A 21,389-nucleotide genomic window follows, 5' to 3' on the forward strand; every position below is an offset into this window, starting at 1 on the left:
AAGGCGTGCGCATCCGGGGCTTCCGCTGGGTGCGGTATCGAATCGGCGGGCGGAGCCAGCTGCGCCGAGGTTCAGCGCGCCGTCTGGTAGCCGGTGCGCAGCGTCGGCGTGAGGGCGCCGAAGCGCGGCCAGGCCAGCATCACGCCCTGGCGCTGCAGCAGGCGCTGGAAGTCCGCCAGCAGGCCGGGCGTGCTGCGCACGGCCCGCGGCAGGGTGCGGCGCTGGCGCGCGAAGGCGGCGAGCAGGCCGGCGGCCTCGCCGATGCTCCACTCGGTCTGGTGCTCGCGGTAGGCGCCGTTGGTCACGCGCGTGGTGCCGATGTTCTTGCAGGCCGGCAGCAGGTTGTCCACCCGCACCGGCAGCAGCGCGCCCAGCGGGATCTGGAACGGGTAGGCGTCGATGTCCACCGTGTTGCGCCCGCGTGTGCTCGGGTGCAGGTCGATGCGGTAGCCGCCCAGGCCCACGCTGTCGGCGAAGACTTCGGCACCGTCGTGGCCGGGCCGCGCCTGCACGCCGATGTGCTGCTCCAGCACGGTGAACTCGGCCACGATGCGGCGGCCTTCGCGGTAGTAGGCCTGCTTGGCCAGCCCGTCGGCCGTGCCCAGCACGTCGCCGCGCAGGCGCAGCTCCGGATAGCCTTCGCCGCCGTCGTGGCGCGGCGCCTCGGTCTGCATCCAGTAGAAGAAGGCCAGGCTCAGTTCGCGCGCGGCCTGCAGGGCCTGCTGCTGCGCCGTGCGGTCCACGCCGACCACCGGCTGCTCCCAGTAGTCCATCTGCGGCCAGTTGGCCAGCGTGATGTCGCTGGCATAGGCGCCCGGCGCGAAGTGCCCACGCCAGGCGATGCGCCGTGCATGCCACAGGTCGTACAGCCCCTCTTCATCGGTCGGGCCCACGAACAGCGGGCGCACGCGGGGCTGGTGGGTCACGAAGTCGCTCAGGGTCCAGCTCAGCTGCGGGCCGGGCCAGCAGGGCAGCTGCAGCGTGCGCAGGCGGTCGTAGTCGCGCGGGCGCTCGATGGTGTGGTCCTCGCCGGGCCGAAGCTCGGCCGCCAGGCACCAAGTGATGGCCTGCTGGTCGTACGGATCGGCCTCGTCCAGCGCATGCGGCTCGCCAGTCTGCGCGCGGGCCTCGGCGCCGAAGACGTGCTCGACGCCGGCGAGCGGCAGCAGGTCGCCGATCTCGGTGGCGTCGATGAACATCGGGGCCTGCAACACGCGCAGGCGGCCTTCGCGCAGGTCGAAGGCATGCAGGGCCCGCACGGTGTCGCGCTCCATTTCGGCCGCGTCGATGCGGTGCTCGCGCAGCACGACTAGGCGGCCCGCCGCCTCGTGCGGCGCCAGCAGCGCGTCGATCACCCACACGGCCACCCAGGGTTCGTGGCAGAGCGTGCTGACGTTGCCCTGGCCCGGATTGAGCCGCGGATGCAGCCGCGCCTCGGGCGTGAGCGGCAGGTGGTCGCGGTAGTAGGCCCGGATGCCCTGGCGCAGCTGCGCATAGCTGAGCGAGGCGCTGACATGCTCGATCCACGGATGCTCGTCGAAGGGCACGCCCTGCGCGGTGAGCTGGCCACCGAGCCAGTCGAGCTCCTCGACCAGCACCACGCGCAGCCCCTGGCGCAGCGCGGCCAGGGTGGCGGCGATGCCGCCCAGCCCGCCGCCCGCGACCACGAGATCGGCCTGCAGCTCATGGCCGAGGCTGGCCCCTGCGTGCACCGCGCTCGTCATTCGGCTTTCAGTCCCAGCCGCCGGATGGCGTCGCCGTAGCGCACCGTCTCGGTCGCGATCAACTGGCCGAAGGCCGCGCTGGTGCCGCCGCCCGGCTCCACGCCCAGTGCCTGCAGCCGCTGCTGCACGGCCGGCTGCGCCAGGGCGGCATTCACCTCGCGGTTCAGGCGGTCCACGATGGCCGGCGGCGTGGCGGCCGGCGCCAGGATGCCGAACCAGCCGGTGACCTCGAAGCCGGGCAGCGCCAGCTCGGCCACCGTGGGCACCTCGGGCAGCACGGCCGAGCGCTTGGCCGTGGTCACGGCCAGCGCGCGCAGCTTTCCGGTCTGGATGTGGGGCAGGGCGCTGGACGGGATGTCGAAGCCCAGGTCCACCTCGCCCGCCAGCAGCGCCGTGAGGGCCGGGCCGGAGCCCTTGTACGGAATCATCTGCATGTCGACCTTCGCGTCGCTCTTGAGGAATTCCGCCGCCAGGCTGGTGGTGGTGGCTCCGCCGCCGCCCGCGGCGTAATTGAGCTTGCCGGGCGACTTGCGCGCCGCGTCGAGCACGGCGCGGAAGTCCTTGAAGGGCGAGGCGGCGGGCACCACCACCACGACCGGCGAGGCGCCCACCTTGGCCACCGGCGCGAAGGTCTTGACGGTGTCGTAGTTGAGCCTGGGGTAGAGCGAGGTGCTGCCCGGGAAGCCGCTGGTCACGAACAGCAGCGTGTGGCCGTCCGCCGGGGCCGTGGCCACATAGCTGGTCGCGATGGTGGCGCCCGCGCCGGGGCGGTTGTCCACCACCACGGTCTGGCCGAGCGCCTTGCCCAGCGCGTCGCCCATGAGCCGGGCCAGGATGTCGCCCGAGCCGCCGGGCGCGAAGCCGACCACCAGGGTGATCGGCTTGGAGGGATAGCTCTGGGCCCAGGCCGTGGGCGTCAGGGCGGCGGTGCCGAGGGCGGTGGCGGCGGCCATCGCCAGCCAGCGGCGGCGAAGCATTCGTTGCATGGGTGTCTCCTGTGGAAAAAAGCGCTTCCCGGCCACGGGCGCTGGACGCGCAGGGGCGGCGGGCGTGGGGCCGATCCTAGGAAGCCGCGGCCTGCCCGCCCAATACCAAGGTGTCGGCCGGGCATGCCTGGCTGTTATGGTCGGGCCCGCTGATGACTCTTTCCTGTTCTGGCTCGCCGCGCCCGGGCCCCCTGTCATGAACCTGCGCCAGATCGAAGTCTTCCGGGCCGTGATGAGTGCCGGCTCGATCACCGGCGCCGCCCGGCTGCTGCATGTGTCGCAGCCCGGCGTGAGCCGCCTGGTCCGCCACCTGGAGCTGCAGCTGGGCGTGGCCCTGTTCGAGCGGCGAAATGGCCGGCTCTTCGCCACGCCGGAGGCGCGCGCGCTGCAGGTGGAGGTCGACAAGGTCTACCGCGGCGTGCGCCATGTGCAGGACGTGGCGCAGCACCTGCGCTTCGGCGCCCATGCCACCTTGCGCGTGCTCTCCAGCGCCAACACGGCGCTGGAGCTGGTGCCGCGCGCCACGGCGCGGCTGCTCGCGCGCTTTCCGGATGCCCAGGTCGGCTTCGAGGCGCTGCCCACGCGCGAGATCGTCAAGCTGCTGGTGGCGGAGGACGCGGACCTCGCCGTCTCGTCCGCGCCCCTGGAGCATCCCGTGCTCGACCTGCGCGAGATCGGCCAATGGCGCCTGATGTGCGCCCTCGCGCCGGGGCACCGCCTGCTGGCGGCGCCGGTCTTCGACTTCGACGCCGCATTGCGCGAGCGGCTGGTGCTCTACAGCCCCGAGGCACCGCAGAGCCAGGTCATCGACCGCTGGCTGGCCGAGCGCGACATCGTGCCGCGGCGCGCGGTGGAGGTGCGTTCGGGCCATGCCGCCTGCGCCATGGCGGCGAGCGGTGCCGGCGTGGCTTTCGTGGACGACCTGTCGGCCCGCACCTTCGCGCCGGGCCGGCTGGTGCTGGTGCCCGTGCCGCAGGCGCCGGCCTTCCCGCTCCTGGCCGCCCGCAACACGCACCGGCCGCTGTCGACGCTGGGCCAGGTCTTCCTGCAACTGCTCGACGAGGAATTCGCGGCACTGGGGCGGCCCGCGGCGGGCTGAGTCCCCCGGATGACCCCCGGGGCGCAAGCCCTGCGACCATCCTGCACAATCGCCCCCGGCCGCGCCAGCCGGCGGTCCGGCCCCACCCCCTGAGGAGACGCATGCGCATCATCACGATGCAGGGCCGGCTGATGCTGATCGCATCCATGGCCATCCTGCCGCTGGCCATCGTCTGCGGGCTGGCGCTGTACGCGCTGGCCGAAAGCCAGCGGGCGCAGGATCGCGCCACCACCCTCGGCGTCGCACGGGCCGTCGCCACGGCCGTCGACAGCGAAGTCCGCCTGACCGTCGCTGCCCTGGAGGCGCTGGCGCTGACCGAGCCGCTAGGCAACTCGTCGGGCCCCGGCCTGGCGCAGGCGATCCGCTTGGCGAGCGCGGTTCGGCGCTCGCATCCCGAATGGCTGGCCCTGGTGCTGGCGGCCCCGGACGGGCGTCTGCTGTTCAACACCGAGGGCGAGGGCGGCAGCCTGCAGCGGGTGGTCGACCAGGACAGCCTGAGCCAGGTCCTGCGCACGGGCATGCCGGCCATCGGCGCCATGGTGCCGGGCCCGGCCGGTCGCCTCGCCTTCGCCGTGCGTGTCCCCGTAGTGCGCGACGGCCAGACCCTGCAGGTGCTGACCGCCGTGGTGCAGCCCGAGGCCATCACCGCGGTGCTTAGCCGCCAACGCGTGCCCGCGGGCTGGGCCGTGTCGGTCTTCGACTCGCGCGAGCGGCGGGTGGCCCGCAACATCGACGACGCGCGGCTGCGCGGCAGCGGACCGAGCGAGACGCTGCGCCGCCTGCTGGCGGAAATGGGCACCGCGCCCGAAGGCGTCGGCACCTCCACCAACGTCGACGGCGTGCGCTCGCTGACGGCGGTGGCGCGGCTGGAATCCGCGTCCTGGTTCGTGGTGCTGGGCGCACCGGCCGATCTGGCCGAATCGCCCTGGCGCCGCACCTACATGGCCTACCTAGGCGGACTGCTGGTCTCGCTGGCCTATGGGGCGCTGGCCGCCTGGTGGATCTCGCGCGGCGTCACCCGGCCGATGGCGCGGTTGCGCCAGCAGGCCGATGCGCTCGGCCGCGGCGAGCCCGTGCAGATCGAGCCTTCGCGCGTGCCCGAAGTGGATGCCGTGGCCGACGCACTGGCCGCCGCCTCGCTGCAGCGCCGGCGCAGCGAGGCGGAGCGCCAGCAACTGCTGGAGGCCGAACGCGCGGCCAGCGTCACGGCGCAGGCCGCGCAACAGCGGCTGGCCCGGCTGGTCAGCGCGGGTGCCGTGCTGGCGCAGTCGCTGGAGGAGGACGCCACGCTGCGCGCCATCGGCGAACTCATCGTGCCCGCGGTGGGCGACCTCTGCCGCATCGACCTGCTGGACAGCCATGGCGTGCTGCAGCGCAAGCTGACGCATCACTTCGACCCGGCGCGCACCGCGGTCATCGCCGCGCTGGTCGAGACACGCGCCGCACCGGCCGATGCGCCGGGCACCTTTCCCTGGGCCGTGGCCACCGGCCGCAGCTTCCTGCACAACATCGACGACGAAGGCATGCCGGCCGTGCTCGATCCGCAGGTGCGGGACTTCGTGCAGGCCTTCGGCATCACCGCCGGCTGCGTGGTGCCGCTCATCGCGCGCGGCCGCACCATCGGCGCGATGGCCGTGCTGCAGGCCGAATCGGGCCGACGCATCACGGCCGAGGACGGCGCGCTGATCAACGACCTGGCGCAGCGTGCGGCCCTGGCGCTGGACAACGTGCGCCTGTTCGCCCAGGCCCGCGCCGCGCAGAAGCAGGCCGAGGATGCCAACCAGGCCAAGGACGAGTTCCTGGCCATGCTGGGCCATGAGCTGCGCAACCCGCTCGCGCCGATCGCGCTGGCGCTGCAGCTGGTGCAGCGCCGCGATCCGCAGGCCTTCGTGCGCGAGCGGCAGATCATCGAGCGGCAGGTGCGGCATCTGTCGCGCATGGTCGACGACCTGCTGGATGTGTCGCGCATCGTCTCGGGCAAGATCGCCCTGCGCCTGGAGACGCTGGATCTGCGCGACGTGGTAGCCCGGGCCCTGGAGCTCACCCTGCCCGCCCTGCAGCAGCGTGGAGAGATGCCGGAAGTGAAGCTGCCGGCCGACCCGGTGCCCGTCCAGGGCGACCCGCTGCGTCTGGCGCAGGTGGTGGGCAACCTGCTCAACAACGCCGCGAAGTTCACCGATGCGGACAAGCTCATCCGGCTGGTGTTGACGGTGAACATGGCGGCCCCGCACCCGCAGGCAGTGCTGCAGGTCATCGACGAAGGCATCGGCATTGCGCCAGAACTGCTGCCGCGCGTCTTCGAGCGTTTCGTGCAGGGCGAGCAGCCACTGCAGCGCGCGGCGGGGGGACTCGGCCTGGGCCTGGCGATCGCACAAAGCCTGGCGCGCCTGCACGGCGGCGGCATCACGGTGCGCAGCGAGGGCGTGGGCCTGGGAAGTACCTTCGAGCTTCGGCTGCCCATGCAGTTGCTGCCTGCAAGACCTTTCGACACGGTCCCCCAGGCGGTGCCGGAGCGCCGTTCGCTGACCCTGCTGGTGGTCGACGACAACCAGGACGCAGCGGATTCACTGGCCAGCTGGCTTGAGCTGGAGGGTCACCGTGTCCGCGTGGTGTATTCGGCCGAGGCCGCGCTCGATGCGCTGGCGCAACAACCAGCGGATGGCGCCATCGTGGACATCGGACTGCCGGGTCTGAGCGGGCACGAACTGGCCGCCCGACTGCGTGCCCAGGCGGTCACCGCACGCATGGCCCTGATCGCCCTGACCGGCTATGGCCGCGAGGCCGATCGGAACAAGGCGCTGGCCGCCGGGTTCGACGACCACTTCGCCAAGCCGGCGCAGGTGGAGATCCTGCTGTCCCGCCTGCTGGCGCTCCATTCCGAGCGTCGCGTGCCCCCGCCCACCTGAGTCGGCACCGGAGAGGTGCCCGGCCGCCCTGGAGGCTCAGGCCGCGCGCAGCATCTGGGCGACGTGGCGGGTGGCTTCCAGCCCTGCCGTGCCCCAGTGCATGGCGGGACCCAGGAGCCGGCGCAATGCGGCACCGTGCTCGGCCAAGTCATGGCTGCCCAGCACCTCGCGCAGTTCGGCAAGGTCCGGGTCCAGCGTGCTGCCGTCTTCTGCCAGCGTGGTGAGCGAGAGTGCGCTTGCGCCGCGACCGGCCCGCCGCGCATGCCGGAAGGCACGCGGAGGTGCAGGTGCGCGGGCACCTGGCCCAGACCGTACGAAGGGCGCACCATCGGACGCGGCATTGCCGCGGATCCAGTCGTAGATGACCTGGAGTTCGTAGTCGCCGAACACGCCGAACATGCTGGCGTGTTCACCCTGCAACAGCGCCCAGAAGCGACTCTGCGCGGGATCGCTGCCCGGCACCAGCCAACCCTTGCGCTCGAGCGCGGCCACGAAGTCGCCCATGCCTGCCGGATCGGCGAGCCACTGGTTGACGGTGCGGCCCTCGATCCGGCAGTAGTCGGAGTGGGCCAGGCTGCCTTCGCCCGCCCGTCCGCCGAGTACCTGCAGCAACGCCTCGTGGCGGTCGAAGGCGGCAATGGCATCGGTGGTTCCCTGACCGGCATTGCTGAGCATGTAGCCGTCGGCCACCCGCGTCCAGAAGGCCTCGCGATCCGCAAGGGCGGGAAGGTTCTCCACGGCCGCACGCAAGGCCCGCTGGGCGTGGCCGCCAGCCGCGTTGTCCACCGTGACGTGCAGGGTGAAGTAGGTGGGGTCGATGCCCAGTTCGTCCAGCTCGTAGGCCGTGATGAGCAGGTGCAGCGGCAGTTGTTCGTAGCCGAGGTTGAAGCCGATCACCTCGGGCAGGAGCGCGTCGGTGCAGGCGGCCAGCGAGAGCTGCAGTGCGCCCTGGACATAGGACTCGTCCGGCTGGTCGGCCCAGTCGACGATGCCCATCGAATCGAGCAGCCGCCGGTACAGCAGCACGTGGTTCTTGTCGGGGTCGCCGTCGCCCAGTTCCTCCACGTACGTCAGGATCAGGTCGTTCAGATGCGGGTTGGCGGCGTCGTGCAGGAGGCCATACAGCCATGCGCCGTCCACCAGCTTGGTGGGTGCGACGGCCCGCAAAAAGTTGAGCGCGTGCGAACGGCTGCTGAAGTAGCGGCGGGGCGCACCCGCCTTGCGCGACGCCAGATAGGCTTGGTACGCGGCGCCGGTCGAGGCCAGGTTGGCCTGCTGCCAAGCGGCCAGCCCATCGGGCGCCGCGGGCAGATCGCAGGGCTTCGTCCGCATCTCGGTGCGCCACCGCTCGATGAAAGCACGGGCCTGATCGCGAAGGGCCGCGTCGGGCCGATCGTTGGCCTGCAGCAGTGCGTCGTACAGCGCGCGTGCACCGGCGGCCAGCGCACGGCTGTCCTCGTTGGCGGCATCGGGGGTGGGGCGCCGGGTCAGCAACGCGAGGGGCGCGCCGGCGGCGAGGTCGGGCGTGGGGGCTTCTTGGATGGCCCTTCGGGCGAGGCGTGTGTTCTGCATGGTTTCACCATCCGTGATCGGTCCGGCCGCATCGGCAAGGGTGAAGCGCGGTCGGTTGTCGGCCTGGACCGACCCCCCGCCACAGGACTACCCCGGCACGGCCCCCAGGTGCAACAGGCCCGGGGCGCCGTCCTACGGCTTCGCCGGGGGGCTGCGCCGCGCGCATGGGCATTGCCATGTGCGCCAGCCCTCTGCGCCATGCTGTGGCAGCATCCGCCCTCCCGCGGCCGGTCTCCCTGCCACCGCCGGCCCTTCTCCCGCATGCCCGCCATCCCCTCTGCCTCCTCATCCTCCCGGCCACGATCCGGCGCCGCTGCGCAAAGCCTGGGGCTGCTTGCCCTGTCGCTCGTGCTGATCGCCTTCAACCTGCGGCCGGTGTTCTCCAGCCTGTCGGTGGTGCTGCCGGACATCGTGCTGGCTACCGGCATGTCGGCGGCAGCAGCCAGTGCGCTGACCACGCTGCCGGTCATCTGCCTGGGCGCCTTCGCGATGGTGGCGCCCTGGCTGGGGCGGCGGCTGGGCATCGAGCGCACGCTGCTGGCCTGCATGCTGCTCATCACGGTGGGCACATTGCTGCGCGGCTCTGCACTGCTGCCGCTGCTCTTCCTCGCCTCGGCGATGGCGGGTGTGGGCATCGCAGTGGCCAATGTGCTGCTTTCGGCCCTGGTCAAACGCGACTTCGAGCGCCGCACGGCCCTCATGATGGGCCTCTACACCATGGCGGTCTGTGCCGGTGCCGCCAGCGGCGCGGGCGTGACGGTGCCGCTGCAGCAGGCCCTGGGTCTGGGCTGGCAGGGCGCGCTGGCCATGTGGACCGTGCCGGCCGCCGTGGCCCTGCTGCTGTGGGCACCGCGCGCGCTGCCGGCGCGGCGCGAGGCGGGCGAGTCGGCCTTCAGGGTCCGCGGGCTGTGGCGCGATCCGCTGGCCTGGCAGGTCACGCTGTTCATGGGCCTGCAGTCCTCGCTGGCCTATTCGGTCATGGGCTGGCTGGCGCCCGTGCTGCGCGAACGCGGCCTGCCTGCGGCACTGGCGGGCTTCGTGGTGTCGCTGTCGGTGCTGGTGCAGGTGCCCACCTGCCTGGTGCTGCCCACGCTGGCGCAGCGCCAGCGCAACCAGGTGGCGCTGGCGGTCGGCCTGGCGGTGCTCACCGTGGGCGCGCTGTGGGGCTGCATGTTCGCGCCGGTGGGTGGCATCTGGGCATGGGCGGTGCTGCTGGGCATCGCGCAGGGCGGCACCTTCTCGCTGGCGCTCACCATGATCGTGATGCGCTCGCCCGATGCGCGCGTCGCCGCGCAGCTCTCGGGCATGGCGCAGGGCGTGGGCTACCTGGTGGCCGCGACGGGTCCGATGCTGGTCGGCCTGCTGCGTGCCTGGACGGGCAGCTTCCGCGCCTCGGCGGTGTTGTTCGGGCTGATCGGCGTGGCGCTCGCCCTGGCCGGCGCGGGGGCCGGGCGTGCCCGTGTGGTGCGAGCCGCTGCCGTGCCGCGCTGAACGTCGAGCAAGCGCCCGCGCGAGGGAAAGCCCACATGCCCCGCGTCTCCGTCAAGTCGTTGTGCGCCTTCGCGGCCAAGGCAGGCGATCTGGACATCCGCTTCGTGCCGTCGCCCACCGCACATGAAGGGCAGGCCGGCCATTCGCTGGTGCAGTCGCGGCGGGGGCCAGGCTATGAGCGCGAGGTGACGTTGGAGACCGTCGTCCATGGCCTGCAGGTGCGCGGCCGGGCCGACGGGTACGACGCCGGCCAGCGCCGCGTGGAGGAGATCAAGACCTTCCGCGGCGACTTCGAGCGCATCAAGGGCAACCACCGCGCCCTGCACTGGGCGCAGGCCCGGACCTATGCCGCCATGCTGTGCGAGCGCGACGCGCTGGCCTCGATCACCGTCGCGCTGGTCTATCTCGACCTGGCCAGCGGCGAGGAGACAGTGCTCCAGGAGCACTGCGAGGCCGCGGCGCTGCAGGCTGCGATGCAGACCCTGTGCGAGGCCTACATGCGCTGGGCGCTGCAGGAGGAGGAGCACCGCGCGCAGCGCGACGCGCAGATGGCACAGCTGGCCTTCCCGCACGGCGACTTCCGGGCGGGGCAGCACAAGCTGTCGCGCGACGTGTACCGCGCCGCGGCGCGCCGACGCTGCCTGATCGCGCAGGCGCCCACGGGCATCGGCAAGACCCTGGCCACCACCTATCCGCTGCTGCGCGGCCTGGCTGTGCACGGCACCGACAAGGTGTTCTTCCTCACGGCCAAGACGCCCGGGCGGCAGGTGGCACTCGACGCGCTGCGCCAGCTCGGCGAGGGCCGTGCGTTGCGCGTGCTGGAGCTGAGCGCGCGCGAGTCGGCCTGCGAGCGCCCGGGCGCCGCCTGTCATGGCGACAGCTGCCCGCTGGCCAGGGGCTTCTATGACCGCCTGCCGCCCGCGCGGGCCGAAGCGGCCGAGGCCCGCTGGCTGGACCGCGAGGCGCTGCGCCGCATCGCCGCCGGCCATGGCGTGTGCCCCTACTTCCTGGGGCAGGAGATGGTGCGCTGGAGCGACGTGGTGGTGGGCGACTACAACTACTACTTCGACGGCAGCGCCATGCTCCATGCCCTGGCGCGTGAGGAGGAATGGCAGGTGGCCGTGCTGGTGGACGAGGCCCACAACCTGGTCGACCGGGCCCGCGCCATGTACTCGACCACGCTGGCCCACGCGCTGCTCGACAGCGGCGAGGCCGTGGCGCCCGCCTTCGTGCAGGCCGCCCTGCGGCGGGTGCGGCGCGAATGGCGGCAGGTGTCGCAGGCCCAGACCACGGCCTATGCCGCCGCCACCGTGCTGCCCGAGCCGCTGGTGCGCAGCCTGGCCGACGCGGTCGCGGCCCTGTCCGAGCATGCGGCGCAGGCGTCGCCCGAGCTGCCCGGGCCGCTGCAGGAGCTGTTCTTCGGCCTGCTGGCGCTGGTGCGGCTGGCCGATGCCTTCGGGCCCCATTCGGTCTTCGAGGTGACCAACACGCCGGACGGCGCGCCGCTCGCCCTGGCCATCCGCAACCTGGTGCCGGCCGGCTTCCTGCGGCCGCGCTTCGCGGGGGCGGCAGCCTCGGTGCTCTTCTCCGGCACCATCGCGCCATTCGGCTACTACCGCGACCTGCTCGGCCTGCCCGACGACACCGTGGAGCTGGAGGTGGAGTCGCCCTTCCGCGCCGAGCAGTTGCGCGTGGAGGTGGCGCGCGATGTCTCCACGCGGCTGCGCGACCGCCCGCGCTCGCTGCCGCGGATCACGGCGTTGATGGCGCAGCAGTTCGGGCAGCGCCCGGGCAACTACATCGCCTTCTTCAGCAGCTTCGCCTACCTGGACATGGCCATCGAGGCCTTCGCGCGCCAGCATGCGCAGGTGCCGGTCTGGCGGCAGTCGCCCGGCATGTCCGAGCGCGACCGCGCCGACTTCGTCGCCCGCTTCGCGCCGGGCGGGCAGGGCATCGCCTTTGCCGTGCTGGGCGGCGCCTTCGCCGAGGGTGTGGACCTGCCCGGCGACCGGCTCGTGGGCGCCTTCGTCGCCAGCCTGGGCCTGCCGCAGCACGACGAGGCCAACGAGGTGCTGCGCGAGCGCATGGAAGCGATGTTCGGCCAGGGCTACGCCTACACCTACCTCTACCCGGGCCTGCGCAAGGTGGTGCAGGCGGCGGGTCGGGTGGTGCGCACCGAGCAGGACACCGGCGTCGTCCACCTGCTGGACGACCGCTTTGCACAGCCCGAGGTGCTGGCGCTGCTGCCGCGCTGGTGGCAGGTGAATCCTGAGGGCGCCTGACGGCGATCTGCACATCAGGGCGCGACCTGTGCCGTGCCCGTCCAGCGCGAGGCGTTTTCTGCAGCCGACTGCACCGTCATAGGGACTTAAGTTTTATAAGTGCAACGTCTCGTTGCTCTCTGTTTCTCGACGTTTCTACTCAGTCGGTTTTTTGTGAATCCATCAGAAATATCCTACGTACTCGGAGACACGCATGTGGTTCCGACCGCTCTGAGCAATTGATCCTTGCGCAGACTTGAGGCCCCGGCAACGGGGCCTCTTTTTTTTGGAGATGTTGAAAATGGTTTGTCGCCCAATGTTTCTTCGCTGGATGCTGATGCTGTCCGTAGGCACGATGCTGGGCTGTTCCACGGTCGCGCCGCAGCCCGAAATGCCGGCTGAGATGATTCCCGCGGCCAAGATTACCCGCCGTCCGCCGCCACCCGCTACGCCTGAGCCCACTGTCGAACAAGAAGAAATTCTGGCGAGAGCGGTGTGGATTTCAGCGGGGCTCAAAGGAAGAAAAACGGCCAGCGGACAGATCTATGTGCCTGACGCGCTCACGGCCTGGAGCCAGGACATTCCATTTGGCCAAAAGGTATGCGTGCGCAATCTCCGCACGGACGCGGAGGTCCTGGTCTACATCAACGACCGCGGGCGCGGCGGCAAGGGCGTGTATCTCGGCCTGAGCGAATCCGCGGCCCGCAAGATCTCCATGCTCAAGGAGGGCGTGGCAGACGTGGCCTTGGTGCTTGTCGCCGACAAGCCGGTCCAGTGCGACGGTCGGCAGGTCGAACCCGGGCTGGTCGCCACGCCGAAGACGGCGCGGGTGAAGGTTTCGCTCGATCCCGTCAAGCTGGCGCAGTCTGCCGCCGACGGCGGCCGACCCTGATCTTCATGGGATGGGTCGAGTCATGTTCCATTCCGCGAAACAATCGGGGCCGTTGCTGGCTCAGCTGTCGCCTAGCGAATCCTCCGGTGAATTGCGGCAGCGCGCTTCCCGCGTATTGCAGCAACGCCGTTATTTTGCAAAAGATCGCTCGGCATTCCTGCTCGAGATCGAATTTGTCCTGGTGGCCGAAGACATTGACTACCTCAACGATGCCGTATTGCTCGGCGGGGAAACGGTCGATTTCCTGCTACGGACGAATGCGCTATTGATTGTTCCCCGTTCCGACGTGATGCTGGCGGTCGGCACGGCAATCCGCCTCATCCGGCAACGGGATGCGGACAACGCACTCGTGATCAATTGGGCCGCGCCCTTTGCCGGCGCTAAACAGGTGCATCCGTGGGTCGGGGCGGAAAATGCGGTCGAAATAGTGGATCTGTATCCAAAAATTTACCGGGGCATGTAGTTTTTTTTGATGTTTGCGTCGTGCTCCTTTTGGACTGCCCCCGGGCAGTCCTTTTTTTATGCGCGATCCATCATGGCGCAATCCACGACGGGCCCTGAATTCGGTCAATGCGTGCTTCGGCCGTCGCGGGCGTGTCGCTTCGGTCCTGCCGTCCGGCGCGGCGCCGGGTCCGATACACGTCCCATCGTCGCTCGGCAGGCAGGTGCACCGTGAGCAATCTGCCGCTGCATTCGCGGCCGTTCAGGGCGCGGCACGCGGCCTCGGCCTGGGCGCGGTCGCCGACCACCACTTCTGCGGAACCCGTGCAGGGCCCATCTTTCGCAGCGCGCGCCACCTGCACCGCCTGCGCGCCGAATGGCCTGAACATTTCCAGCAGGCGCTCGTCCGTCGTGTCGGGTCCCAGCCCTCCGACGTAGATCCTTTCACCCATGTGACGCTCCTCGTCCTTCTTGCGACCTCTCTCCAGGTGGGACGGGTACGCGAGGCGTCAGCGACTGGATTCGGCAGGCCCTAGTGCGTCAGCGCGGGGGCGGGGCGGCTGCCGCCACCATGGCCTGCACCCGGGCGGTGAAGGTCTCCAGGTCGAAGGGCTTGGTCAGCACCTGCATTCCCCGGGGCAACTCGCCCCGGTCGAGCAGAGAGCCCTCGGCATAGCCGGTGACGAAGAGCACGCCGAGTGCCGGGAACACTACCCGCGCGGCGTCGGCGAGGTGCCGACCGTTCATGCCTCCGGGCAGGCCGACGTCGGTCACCAGCAGGGCCGGCCGGGTCATGTTCTTGAGCAGCGTCAGCGCGGGGGCACCCTCGGCCGCCTCATGCACGACGAAGCCCACCCCACGCAGCGCCTCGGCCATGATCTCGCGCACCGCGGGCTCGTCGTCCACCACCACCACCGTGCCGACGCCCGCCGGCTGGGCGGCGTGCCGCTCCTGTTGGGCGTCGCCGCTCGCCGATCCGGCATGCCGCGGCAGCAGCAGGCACACCGACGTGCCTTCTCCGGGGCGCGACTCGATGTGCGCCACGCCGCCCGACTGCTGCGCGAAGCCGTAGACCATGGACAGGCCCAGCCCCGTGCCCATGCCCAGCGGCTTGGTGGTGAAGAAGGGATCGAAGGCGCGGGCCAGGGTCTCGGGCGTCATGCCGCAGCCGTCGTCCTCGACGCAGATCGACACGGCCGGCCCGTCCGGGCCGTTGACGCCCGCGCCTGGGCGCCCCGTCTCGGCCGGCCTGTTCGTCGCCAGGATGCGCAGCACGCCGCCCTCGGGCATGGCGTCCCGGGCGTTGATGCACAGGTTGAGGAGCGCGCTTTCGAGCTGCGTCGGATCGACATGGATCGCCCACAGGTCGGGCGCGGTATGGACTTCCAGCGTGATCTCGGGCCCGATGGTGCGGCGGATCAGGTCCTGGAAGTTGTGGATGAGCGCTCCGAAGTCCACCGCCCGCGGCTCCAGCGTCTGCTGCCGCGAGAAGGCCAGCAGTCGATGGGTGAGGGCGGCGGCGCGGCGGGTGGCGTTCTGGCCGGTGTCCACATAGCGCAGCAGGGTCGGCTCATCGGCGAGGCGCCGCTTGAGCAGATCCAGGCTGCCGGAGACGGCGGCGAGCAGATTGTTGAAGTCGTGCGCGAGCCCCGCGGTGAGCTGGCCCACGGCCTCCATCTTCTGGGCCTGCCGCAGCGCGGATTCCGAGCGCATGAGCTTCTCGGTGCGTTGCTGCACCTGCGCCTCGAGCGAGTGGGCCAGCTCGCGCAGTTCCTGCTCCGCGCGCCGGCGCTCCACCACCTGCCGCGTTCGGTGGGCCACCTCGCGCACCAGCGACATCTCTTCATCGGTCCAGATGCGCGCCGTCGCATGGTTGAGGTAGAGCAGCGCAACCAGGTCGCCGTCCTCGCTCACCGGCATGTTGATGACAGCCTGGGCGCTGATGGCGATCAGCGCGTCGGCCGTGTCGCAGGTGCGCGGGTCCAGGCAGGCGTCGGCGAACACCACGGTTTCACCGCGCTTGAGGTCCTCGATATAGCTGCCGTAGTCGCGGAAGTGGAGGGTGCCGGCCAGCGATGCGATGCCGGGCGCGTTCCAGTCGCGCTCGATGGTGATGGTCTCGCGCTGCTTGTCGACGGTGCCATAGCCGGCGCGGCTGACGCCGAGCGTGCGCCCCAGCGCCTCGGCGGCGCGGAAGGCCACCTCTGCCGCATCGAAGGCGCCGCCATAGAGGTCGCGGGCCAGGAAGTCCAGCAGCGCCAGCCGGCGCCCGGCGAGCTGCAGATCGGTGATGTCCTGGGATGTCGCGAAAACCTCGCGGGCGCCGGCCGCATCTGTCTCGACGCGGCACAGGGTCATCCGCAGCCAGCCTTGCCGCCGGTCGCTGCGCTGGATGCGGTGCTCCAGCGAAGCGCCCGGCGTGCCGTGCATCACCAGCGCCTCGACCTGCGCGCGGTCATCGGGATGCACCGCGGCGAGCCAACCGGCCTTGTCGAGCACGTCGCCGGGCAGCAGCCCGAACTGGGCCTTGCAAACGCCGGACAGCGCCAGCACGTCGGTGCCGGTGCGCCAGCAGAAGAGTCCGACGTCGGCCGAATCCAGGGCGGCGAGGAGGTCCGGTCGATCGGCGTGCATGGGCTGATCGTAGCGGCGGAGCGGGCCCGGTGCCGCTTGGGTGCCCGGGACAAGGGGGCGCACCGGTGCGATACGGCTGCAGTGGCGCGCGCCGTGCGAGCCGCTAGCGCCGAGAACGCATCCCCCAGTTCCAGAGCTTCTCGCTCGGCAGCGGCAGCACCATGAACCAGTGCTCCACCACCGCCAGGCTCAGCAGTGTGGCCACCAGCGTCGCTCCGGTGGCGGCGAAGGGGCTGGCGTCCGGGTGTGTGGCGGCCTGCCACACGGCCCCTGCGCACAGGGTGCCGACCAGCACCGAAGTGGCGAAGAGCGAATTGCGGGGCCGCCGACGGAAGTAGCTCTGCAGGTAGCGCAGATGCTCCGGCAGGAACTGCTCGCTGAGATTGCGCACGCCGAGGAAGACATTGAGCTTGGCCGACAGCCGCATCACCCACAGCACGGCGAAGGTCCAGACGGCGACCGGGTTGGGCCGGCCCCAGCACAGCCACAGGATCGCCGTGGCCAGCACCACCAGCGTGAGCTCATGCCACAGGATGGCCATGATCGCGTGGCCCGCGCGCGGCCAGCCGGTGGCCTGCGAGGGGCAGGGATGGCGGCGCGGACCGGTGAGGTAGCCCAGCAGGAAGGCCAGTTCCTGCCAGCCCCACACCGCGATGGCGGCCGTGAAGGCCAGGTAGGCGCCGGTCACCCGGGTGTCGTCGGCCGACACGGCCACGCCGCACAGGGCGACGGCCAGCAGCACCGTCGCCGCGCCCATCAGTGGCGGATGCCAGCGCCGCGGCAGACCGTTGAGGTAGAGGATCACGCCCGTGCTCGCCCACCAGACCAGCAGGGTGTAGAGCATGGGGCCGAGCACGCGCATGGGCAGGGCGTCGATGACCGACCGACGGCTACCAGACGGGTGCCACGCGCATCTGCGCCGGCAGCGCATGCCGGCGCACCGGCTGCAGGTACAGCCGCGCGAAACAGCCGGCCGCGCCCATCGCGGCCCAGCCCCGGGCGATGCCGCCCACCAGGCCACCACGCGCCTTGGCGGCGTCGATGCGCCGCGACCAGTGCAGCAGCCGGTCCAGTCCGGCGCGGAAGGCCGGCGCGTCGGTGTCCAGGCTGATCGGGAAGACCTGCCGGCTGATGGCGGTGGTGATGTCGAACACCTCGTGGTCGTAGCGCGTCGGGTCCATGCCCAGCGCCTCGGCCAGCCAGGGGCGGGTGTGGTCGCGCACGTACATCGTGGCGTAGACGGCCAGCAGGAAGAAGCGAACCCACAGCAGGTTGGCACCCCGCAGCAGATGCGGCTGCGCCCGCATCAGCAGCGCGAAGGATTCGCCGTGCCGGAATTCGTCGTTGCACCAGCGCTCGAACCAGCGAAAGATCGGATGGAAGCGGTGCTCCGGATGGCGCTCCAGCTGGCGGTAGATGCTGATGTAGCGGGCGTAGCCGATCTTCTCGCTGAGGTAGGTGGCGTAGAAGATGTACTTGGGCTTGAAGAAGGTGTAGCGCTTGGTCTGCCGCAGGTTGACCAGGTCGATGCCCAGGCCGAAGTCCTTGAGCGACTGGTTGAGGAAGTTGGCATGCCGCGACTCGTCGCGCGTCATGTAGCGCATCAGCTGCCGGATGTCGGGGTTCTCGACATGCCTGGCGATCTCGGCATAGAGCACGCAGCCGCTGTACTCGCTGGTGAGCGAGCTGACCAGGAACTCCTGGAAGTCGCGCCGCAGCTGCGGCGACCATTTGGCCGAGGCGCTCGCCACCTCGGCCGCGAAGGTCGCATCGCGCTGGAAGTGGTCGTGATTGTTGTCGCCCTCGTACTCGGCCATCATCGCGTCCCATTCGGCGCGCACCGGCGTCACGTCCAGGCGGTCCATGGCGGCGTAGTCGGTGGTGTAGAAGCGCGGCGTGAGCACCGTCTCCTGCTTGGCGAGCCCGGCGGCGTCCTGTGGGCTGTGCAGATCGGCTTGCATGGGAGCGTCCTTTCAGAGAAGGCGTGCGAAGGTGGCGGCGTTGGCCGAGCCGAAGGCCTCGAGGTCGATGCGCCGCTGCGTGGCCGGATCGACGAGGGTGAGCCGGCCGTCGGCGCGGCCGATCAGCTCGAAGGGCAGCTGGTCGCCCAGGCTCTGGCGCTTGCGCTCGCGCACCAGGCCGCGCAGCGTGCTGCGGATGAAGCCGCCGTGGCCCGGCTCCACCGTCTCGAGCACCCGGCCGCTGCGGTCGTCGATGACCTGCAGGCTGCCGTCGGCCGTGTCGGCGAAGCGCAGGGTGCGAAGCGCCACGGCCGGTGCGTCGGCCTGCTGGCGGATGTCCATGCCGCTCAGCCGCACCCACGCCACGGCCGCCAGCGCGCAGAGCAGGAGCGCGACCAGGGCGCGCAACGGGGTGGGGGACAGGTGGCCGGCCGACATGTTCAGGCCCCGGCGTGTGCGGCCTCGGGCGCCGCCTCATGGGTGTGCACCGGGGGCACGGTCTGCGTCGCCCGCACTGCGCGTTGCGGCAGGGGATGCGCCGATCCGGCGGCCGGCTTCACGGCCGCGTCGGCGCCCGGCGTCGCGTGCGCCTGCTGGAGCGCCGGGGCCAGCAGTGCGCTCAAGGCGGCCGCCTCGGCCGCCGGCAGCGCCCGAAGCATGGGCTGCGGACTGCGCAGCTGCCAGGGCCGCGCATGCGGCCACAGGTGCGGATAGGCGATGCGCTCGTCCCCGGCCAGCGTGAGCGCGATGTCCGCGCTGTGCCGGCGCTGCCGCAGGTCGGCCGAAGCGATGCGCGCGAGCGGCAGGTTGAAGGTGATGGACAGCACCACGCCGATGCGCATCACCACGCGCCGGTCGGTCAGCGTGTAGACGCTGGTGCGGGCGACCAGCCACGCCATGGCGCCGATCAGGCCCAGCGCGAGGACGATGGGCGCCAGCATGCCGGCGCAGCCCGCCAGGGCCGCGGCCCAGCCGGCGCCGTCGTGCAGGTCGCTGGCCAGCCGCCAGCCCAGCAGCAGCGCGAAATAGGCCGCCACCTTGCGGATGTGCAGCGCCTGCACCGCCACCAGCGCGGCCGAGGGGCTGCCCTGCCACAGCAGCCGCTCCCCCTGCGGCAGGGCTTCGGGCAGGCCGTGCCGAGCCTCGAACTCATGCTCGTGCGCAGGCGCGAGCAGGTTGATCGCCTTCACAGCCAAGGCTCCTGGCGGGCGGCGGTGGCGTACAGCGTGCCGGCGCCGTAGTAGGCCATGACCTTCTCCTCTTCCAGCATCGTGACCTGATCGGCATCGCGCAGGCCGGGCACGTCCTCGAACTGCCGGCCCAGGATGGCGCGCACCTTCACGCCGCGCTGCTGCACCCGGGCGAAGTTGATCGGCAGCAGCACATGCCGGCCGCCCTCGGTGCGCACTTCCAGGTAGCGGAACATCATCTCGGCGCGGTCCACCCACAGGTCCACGGCAGTACCGCCGGCCACCATGTCGGCGCCATACACGGGCAGGCCGCGCGGGTCCACGTCCTCGTGCGCCACGCCGAAGCCGGGGGCGGCGCGCAGCGGCGCGATGCGGGCTTCGCCCTCCAGCGTGCGGTCGGGACGGTCGGCACGGTCGGCCCAGGCGCCGGGGCCCACGCCGGCCAGCAGCGGATTGCCGGTGGGCTCCAGCGGCAGGCCGCGCCAGACGCCTTCGTGCAGTGGGGGCTGGTTGTCGCGCCGCGCATTGGGCACCTGCACCGTGCTGCCATCGGCCATGCGGTAGGTCTTGGGCGACGGCACGGCCGGGAAGCCCTGGTGCACGATGCGGCCCGAGCGGTCCGATTCGAGCGGGTAGCCCTCGCGCTTGTTCTCGCGGTGCAGGTAGTAGATGAGGCCGGCAAAGAATGCCCAGAACGCATAGAGCACGAGTTGCGCGACGTCGATGTATGCGGTGATGGCACCAGTGGGCATGACCTTCTCCTTCAGCCGGGAAGCCCTGCGAGCCCGAAGGGGCCCGGCGGGGATGTGGGGGAATCGCGCCATGCCGCACGGCAGCTGCGCACCAGGGGACCGATCGCCACCAGCGCCGCGAACAGCAGGGCGATCTCGATGTGATAGACGGTGCTGTAGGGCACCGAGGGGTCGGTCATGGCCGGGCCCAGCAGGCCCTGGCCCGACAGCCAGCCGAACAGGTCGCGAAGCAGGCCGCCGGCGGCGGTGGCCAGCCCGGCACTGCCGGCCTGCACCGCGCCCCAGGCGCCCAGTGCCAGGCCGGCCTGCCCGTCGACCTTCAGGCCCATGGCCACCACCAGCATGCTGACGGCGTACAGCCCGCCGCCCAGGCCGATGCCGAAGGTGCCGGCGCGAAAGAGCAGGGTGGACTGCAGCGGCGCCGAGAAGATCACGGCCGCAAACGCGACGATGCCTGCCAGCACACCCAGGGCGGCCAGCCGGTACGGGTCCGCGCCGCGCTGCAGCTGGCGGGCAGCGAAGCCGAAGGCCAGCAGCGAGCCCAGCGCCAGGCCGGCGGTCAGCAGGCTGGTGGCCGACACCGACAGGCCCAGCACGCTGCCGCCGTAGGGCTCCAGCACCACGTCCTGCATGGCGAAGCCGGCGGTGCCCAAGCCCAGCGCGACGAGATAGCGACGCGCCTGGTGCTGCGCCAGGAACGCGGCCCACGCACGGCCGAAGGGCGGCTCCGCAGCGGCCCGTGTGGCCACCGAACCTCGCGCTTCCTGCTTCCACAGCGCCACGCCGTTGAGCAGCATGGTGAGCACCGCCGAGCCCTGCACGACCGCGACCAGCCGCGTGGGCGAGAAGTCGACCAGCGCCAAGCTGAAGCCGATGCTGCCCAGCAGGATGCCCAGCAGCAGCATCAGGTACATCAGCGCCACCACGCGCGGACGCTTGTCCGCGGGCGACAGGTCGGTGGCCAGCGCGAGGCCGGCGGTCTGGGTGGTCTGCATGCCCAGGCCCACCATCAGGAAGGCCAGGGCCACGGCCGCCTGGGGCACCATGGGCAGGCGGATGGCCGCCTCGCCGCCTTCGCCGCTGGCCGCCATCAGCAGCAGCGCGAAAGGCAGGATCGACAGGCCGCCGAACTGCAGCAGGGTGCCGAACCACAGGTAGGGCACCCGCCGCCAGCCCAGGGCCGAGCGGTGCGTGTCGGAGCGGTAGCCGACGAAGGCCCGCCATGGCGCCACGAGCAGCGGCAGCGCCACCATCAGCGCCACCAGGCCCGAGGCCATGTGCATCTCCACGATCATCACCCGGTTCAGGGTGCCGATCAGCAGGGCCGCCGCCATGCCCACCGACACCTGGAACAGCGCCAGCCGCAGCAGGCGCGGCAGCGGCACCTCGGCGCTGGCGGCATCCGCGAAGGGCAGCAGCGCGGGCGACAGCCGCGTCCACAGGCGGATCAGGCGGGGTGGTGTGATGGGGCGGGCCATGG

Annotated in this window: 17 protein-coding genes; 6 read left to right on the forward strand and 11 right to left on the reverse strand. The window is 71.3% G+C overall.

All coding sequences use genetic code 11. The features are described from left to right. Positions 1-71: 71 nt before the first annotated feature. Entirely contained in the window at positions 72-1,724 is a 1,653-nt protein-coding gene (locus tag BXA03_RS21965) for an FAD-dependent oxidoreductase (protein ID WP_076511316.1), read from the reverse strand. After that, entirely contained in the window at positions 1,721-2,710 is a 990-nt protein-coding gene (locus tag BXA03_RS21970) for a tripartite tricarboxylate transporter substrate binding protein (RefSeq protein ID WP_076511317.1), read from the reverse strand. The genes BXA03_RS21965 and BXA03_RS21970 overlap by 4 nt, the downstream gene beginning before the upstream one ends. Before the next feature lie 196 nt (positions 2,711-2,906). Here BXA03_RS21970 and BXA03_RS21975 point away from each other — a divergent pair, with 196 nt between their 5' ends. After that, positions 2,907-3,809, forward strand: coding sequence for a LysR family transcriptional regulator (locus BXA03_RS21975; protein ID WP_076511318.1), 903 nt, complete (start codon positions 2,907-2,909; stop codon positions 3,807-3,809). 101 nt (positions 3,810-3,910) lie between these two features. Further along, positions 3,911-6,715, forward strand: coding sequence for a hybrid sensor histidine kinase/response regulator (locus BXA03_RS21980; protein ID WP_076511319.1), 2,805 nt, complete (start codon positions 3,911-3,913; stop codon positions 6,713-6,715). Positions 6,716-6,751: 36 nt separating this feature from the next. Here the strand turns inward: BXA03_RS21980 and BXA03_RS21985 are convergent, their stop codons facing one another. Then, on the reverse strand, positions 6,752-8,287 hold the full coding sequence (locus tag BXA03_RS21985) for an iron-containing redox enzyme family protein (RefSeq protein WP_083716247.1): 1,536 nt from the start codon (positions 8,285-8,287) through the stop codon (positions 6,752-6,754). A 261-nt stretch (positions 8,288-8,548) separates the two neighbouring features. On the opposite strand from BXA03_RS21985, the gene BXA03_RS21990 reads away from it, so the two are divergent. The 4 genes from BXA03_RS21990 to BXA03_RS22005 all read left to right on the forward strand — a co-directional run bounded on the left by BXA03_RS21990 (position 8,549) and on the right by BXA03_RS22005 (position 13,394). Continuing rightward, entirely contained in the window at positions 8,549-9,778 is a 1,230-nt protein-coding gene (locus BXA03_RS21990; protein ID WP_076511320.1) for a CynX/NimT family MFS transporter, read from the forward strand. A 35-nt stretch (positions 9,779-9,813) separates the two neighbouring features. Next, positions 9,814-12,060: an ATP-dependent DNA helicase gene (locus tag BXA03_RS21995; RefSeq protein WP_076511321.1), complete on the forward strand. Its 2,247-nt coding sequence runs from the start codon at positions 9,814-9,816 to the stop codon at positions 12,058-12,060. 310 nt (positions 12,061-12,370) lie between these two features. Beyond that, positions 12,371-12,931: a septal ring lytic transglycosylase RlpA family protein gene (locus BXA03_RS22000; RefSeq protein ID WP_234983796.1), complete on the forward strand. Its 561-nt coding sequence runs from the start codon at positions 12,371-12,373 to the stop codon at positions 12,929-12,931. A 22-nt stretch (positions 12,932-12,953) separates the two neighbouring features. Further along, positions 12,954-13,394, forward strand: a complete 441-nt coding sequence (locus BXA03_RS22005; protein WP_076511323.1) for a hypothetical protein — start codon at positions 12,954-12,956, stop codon at positions 13,392-13,394. Positions 13,395-13,464: 70 nt separating this feature from the next. On the opposite strand, the gene BXA03_RS22010 is transcribed toward BXA03_RS22005, so the two are convergent. From BXA03_RS22010 to BXA03_RS22045, 8 genes are all read right to left on the reverse strand, one after another. Then, on the reverse strand, positions 13,465-13,824 hold the full coding sequence (locus BXA03_RS22010) for an RNA recognition motif domain-containing protein (RefSeq protein WP_076511324.1): 360 nt from the start codon (positions 13,822-13,824) through the stop codon (positions 13,465-13,467). Positions 13,825-13,912: 88 nt separating this feature from the next. After that, positions 13,913-16,006 (reverse strand): hybrid sensor histidine kinase/response regulator, encoded by a 2,094-nt coding sequence (locus tag BXA03_RS22015; RefSeq protein ID WP_076511325.1) that lies wholly within the window; start codon positions 16,004-16,006, stop codon positions 13,913-13,915. Between the two features lie 103 nt (positions 16,007-16,109). Further along, positions 16,110-16,868, reverse strand: a complete 759-nt coding sequence (gene puhE, locus BXA03_RS22020; RefSeq protein WP_076511326.1) for a putative photosynthetic complex assembly protein PuhE — start codon at positions 16,866-16,868, stop codon at positions 16,110-16,112. Positions 16,869-16,896: 28 nt separating this feature from the next. Then, on the reverse strand, positions 16,897-17,967 hold the full coding sequence (gene acsF, locus BXA03_RS22025) for a magnesium-protoporphyrin IX monomethyl ester (oxidative) cyclase (RefSeq protein ID WP_076511327.1): 1,071 nt from the start codon (positions 17,965-17,967) through the stop codon (positions 16,897-16,899). A 12-nt stretch (positions 17,968-17,979) separates the two neighbouring features. Further along, positions 17,980-18,375 (reverse strand): photosynthetic complex assembly protein PuhC, encoded by a 396-nt coding sequence (puhC, locus tag BXA03_RS22030; RefSeq protein WP_234983797.1) that lies wholly within the window; start codon positions 18,373-18,375, stop codon positions 17,980-17,982. Positions 18,376-18,407: 32 nt separating this feature from the next. Beyond that, a complete protein-coding gene (gene puhB / locus BXA03_RS22035) occupies positions 18,408-19,157 on the reverse strand; it encodes a photosynthetic complex putative assembly protein PuhB (protein WP_076511329.1) in 750 nt (249 codons plus the stop codon). Continuing rightward, positions 19,154-19,909: a photosynthetic reaction center subunit H gene (gene puhA, locus BXA03_RS22040; RefSeq protein ID WP_076511330.1), complete on the reverse strand. Its 756-nt coding sequence runs from the start codon at positions 19,907-19,909 to the stop codon at positions 19,154-19,156. The genes puhB and puhA overlap by 4 nt, the downstream gene beginning before the upstream one ends. An 11-nt stretch (positions 19,910-19,920) precedes the next feature. Continuing rightward, on the reverse strand, positions 19,921-21,387 hold the full coding sequence (locus BXA03_RS22045; RefSeq protein ID WP_076511331.1) for a BCD family MFS transporter: 1,467 nt from the start codon (positions 21,385-21,387) through the stop codon (positions 19,921-19,923). Positions 21,388-21,389: the final 2 nt, after the last annotated feature.

The organism is Pseudacidovorax sp. RU35E (assembly GCF_900156165.1).
Classification (GTDB): Bacteria; Pseudomonadota; Gammaproteobacteria; order Burkholderiales; family Burkholderiaceae_C; genus Xenophilus.

Excerpts from the sequence above, each read along its gene's own strand:
- BXA03_RS21965 (WP_076511316.1), bottom strand. The coding sequence starts at position 1,724 with ATGACGAGCGCGGTGCACGCAGGGGCCAGCCTCGGCCATGAGCTGCAG.
- BXA03_RS21970 (WP_076511317.1), bottom strand. The coding sequence starts at position 2,710 with ATGCAACGAATGCTTCGCCGCCGCTGGCTGGCGATGGCCGCCGCCACC.
- BXA03_RS21975 (WP_076511318.1), top strand. The coding sequence starts at position 2,907 with ATGAACCTGCGCCAGATCGAAGTCTTCCGGGCCGTGATGAGTGCCGGC.
- BXA03_RS21980 (WP_076511319.1), top strand. The coding sequence starts at position 3,911 with ATGCGCATCATCACGATGCAGGGCCGGCTGATGCTGATCGCATCCATG.
- BXA03_RS21985 (WP_083716247.1), bottom strand. The coding sequence starts at position 8,287 with ATGCAGAACACACGCCTCGCCCGAAGGGCCATCCAAGAAGCCCCCACG.
- BXA03_RS21990 (WP_076511320.1), top strand. The coding sequence starts at position 8,549 with ATGCCCGCCATCCCCTCTGCCTCCTCATCCTCCCGGCCACGATCCGGC.
- BXA03_RS21995 (WP_076511321.1), top strand. The coding sequence starts at position 9,814 with ATGCCCCGCGTCTCCGTCAAGTCGTTGTGCGCCTTCGCGGCCAAGGCA.
- BXA03_RS22000 (WP_234983796.1), top strand. The coding sequence starts at position 12,371 with ATGCTGATGCTGTCCGTAGGCACGATGCTGGGCTGTTCCACGGTCGCG.
- BXA03_RS22005 (WP_076511323.1), top strand. The coding sequence starts at position 12,954 with ATGTTCCATTCCGCGAAACAATCGGGGCCGTTGCTGGCTCAGCTGTCG.
- BXA03_RS22010 (WP_076511324.1), bottom strand. The coding sequence starts at position 13,824 with ATGGGTGAAAGGATCTACGTCGGAGGGCTGGGACCCGACACGACGGAC.
- BXA03_RS22015 (WP_076511325.1), bottom strand. The coding sequence starts at position 16,006 with ATGCACGCCGATCGACCGGACCTCCTCGCCGCCCTGGATTCGGCCGAC.
- puhE (WP_076511326.1), bottom strand. The coding sequence starts at position 16,868 with ATGCGCGTGCTCGGCCCCATGCTCTACACCCTGCTGGTCTGGTGGGCG.
- acsF (WP_076511327.1), bottom strand. The coding sequence starts at position 17,967 with ATGCAAGCCGATCTGCACAGCCCACAGGACGCCGCCGGGCTCGCCAAG.
- puhA (WP_076511330.1), bottom strand. The coding sequence starts at position 19,909 with ATGCCCACTGGTGCCATCACCGCATACATCGACGTCGCGCAACTCGTG.
- BXA03_RS22045 (WP_076511331.1), bottom strand. The coding sequence starts at position 21,387 with ATGGCCCGCCCCATCACACCACCCCGCCTGATCCGCCTGTGGACGCGG.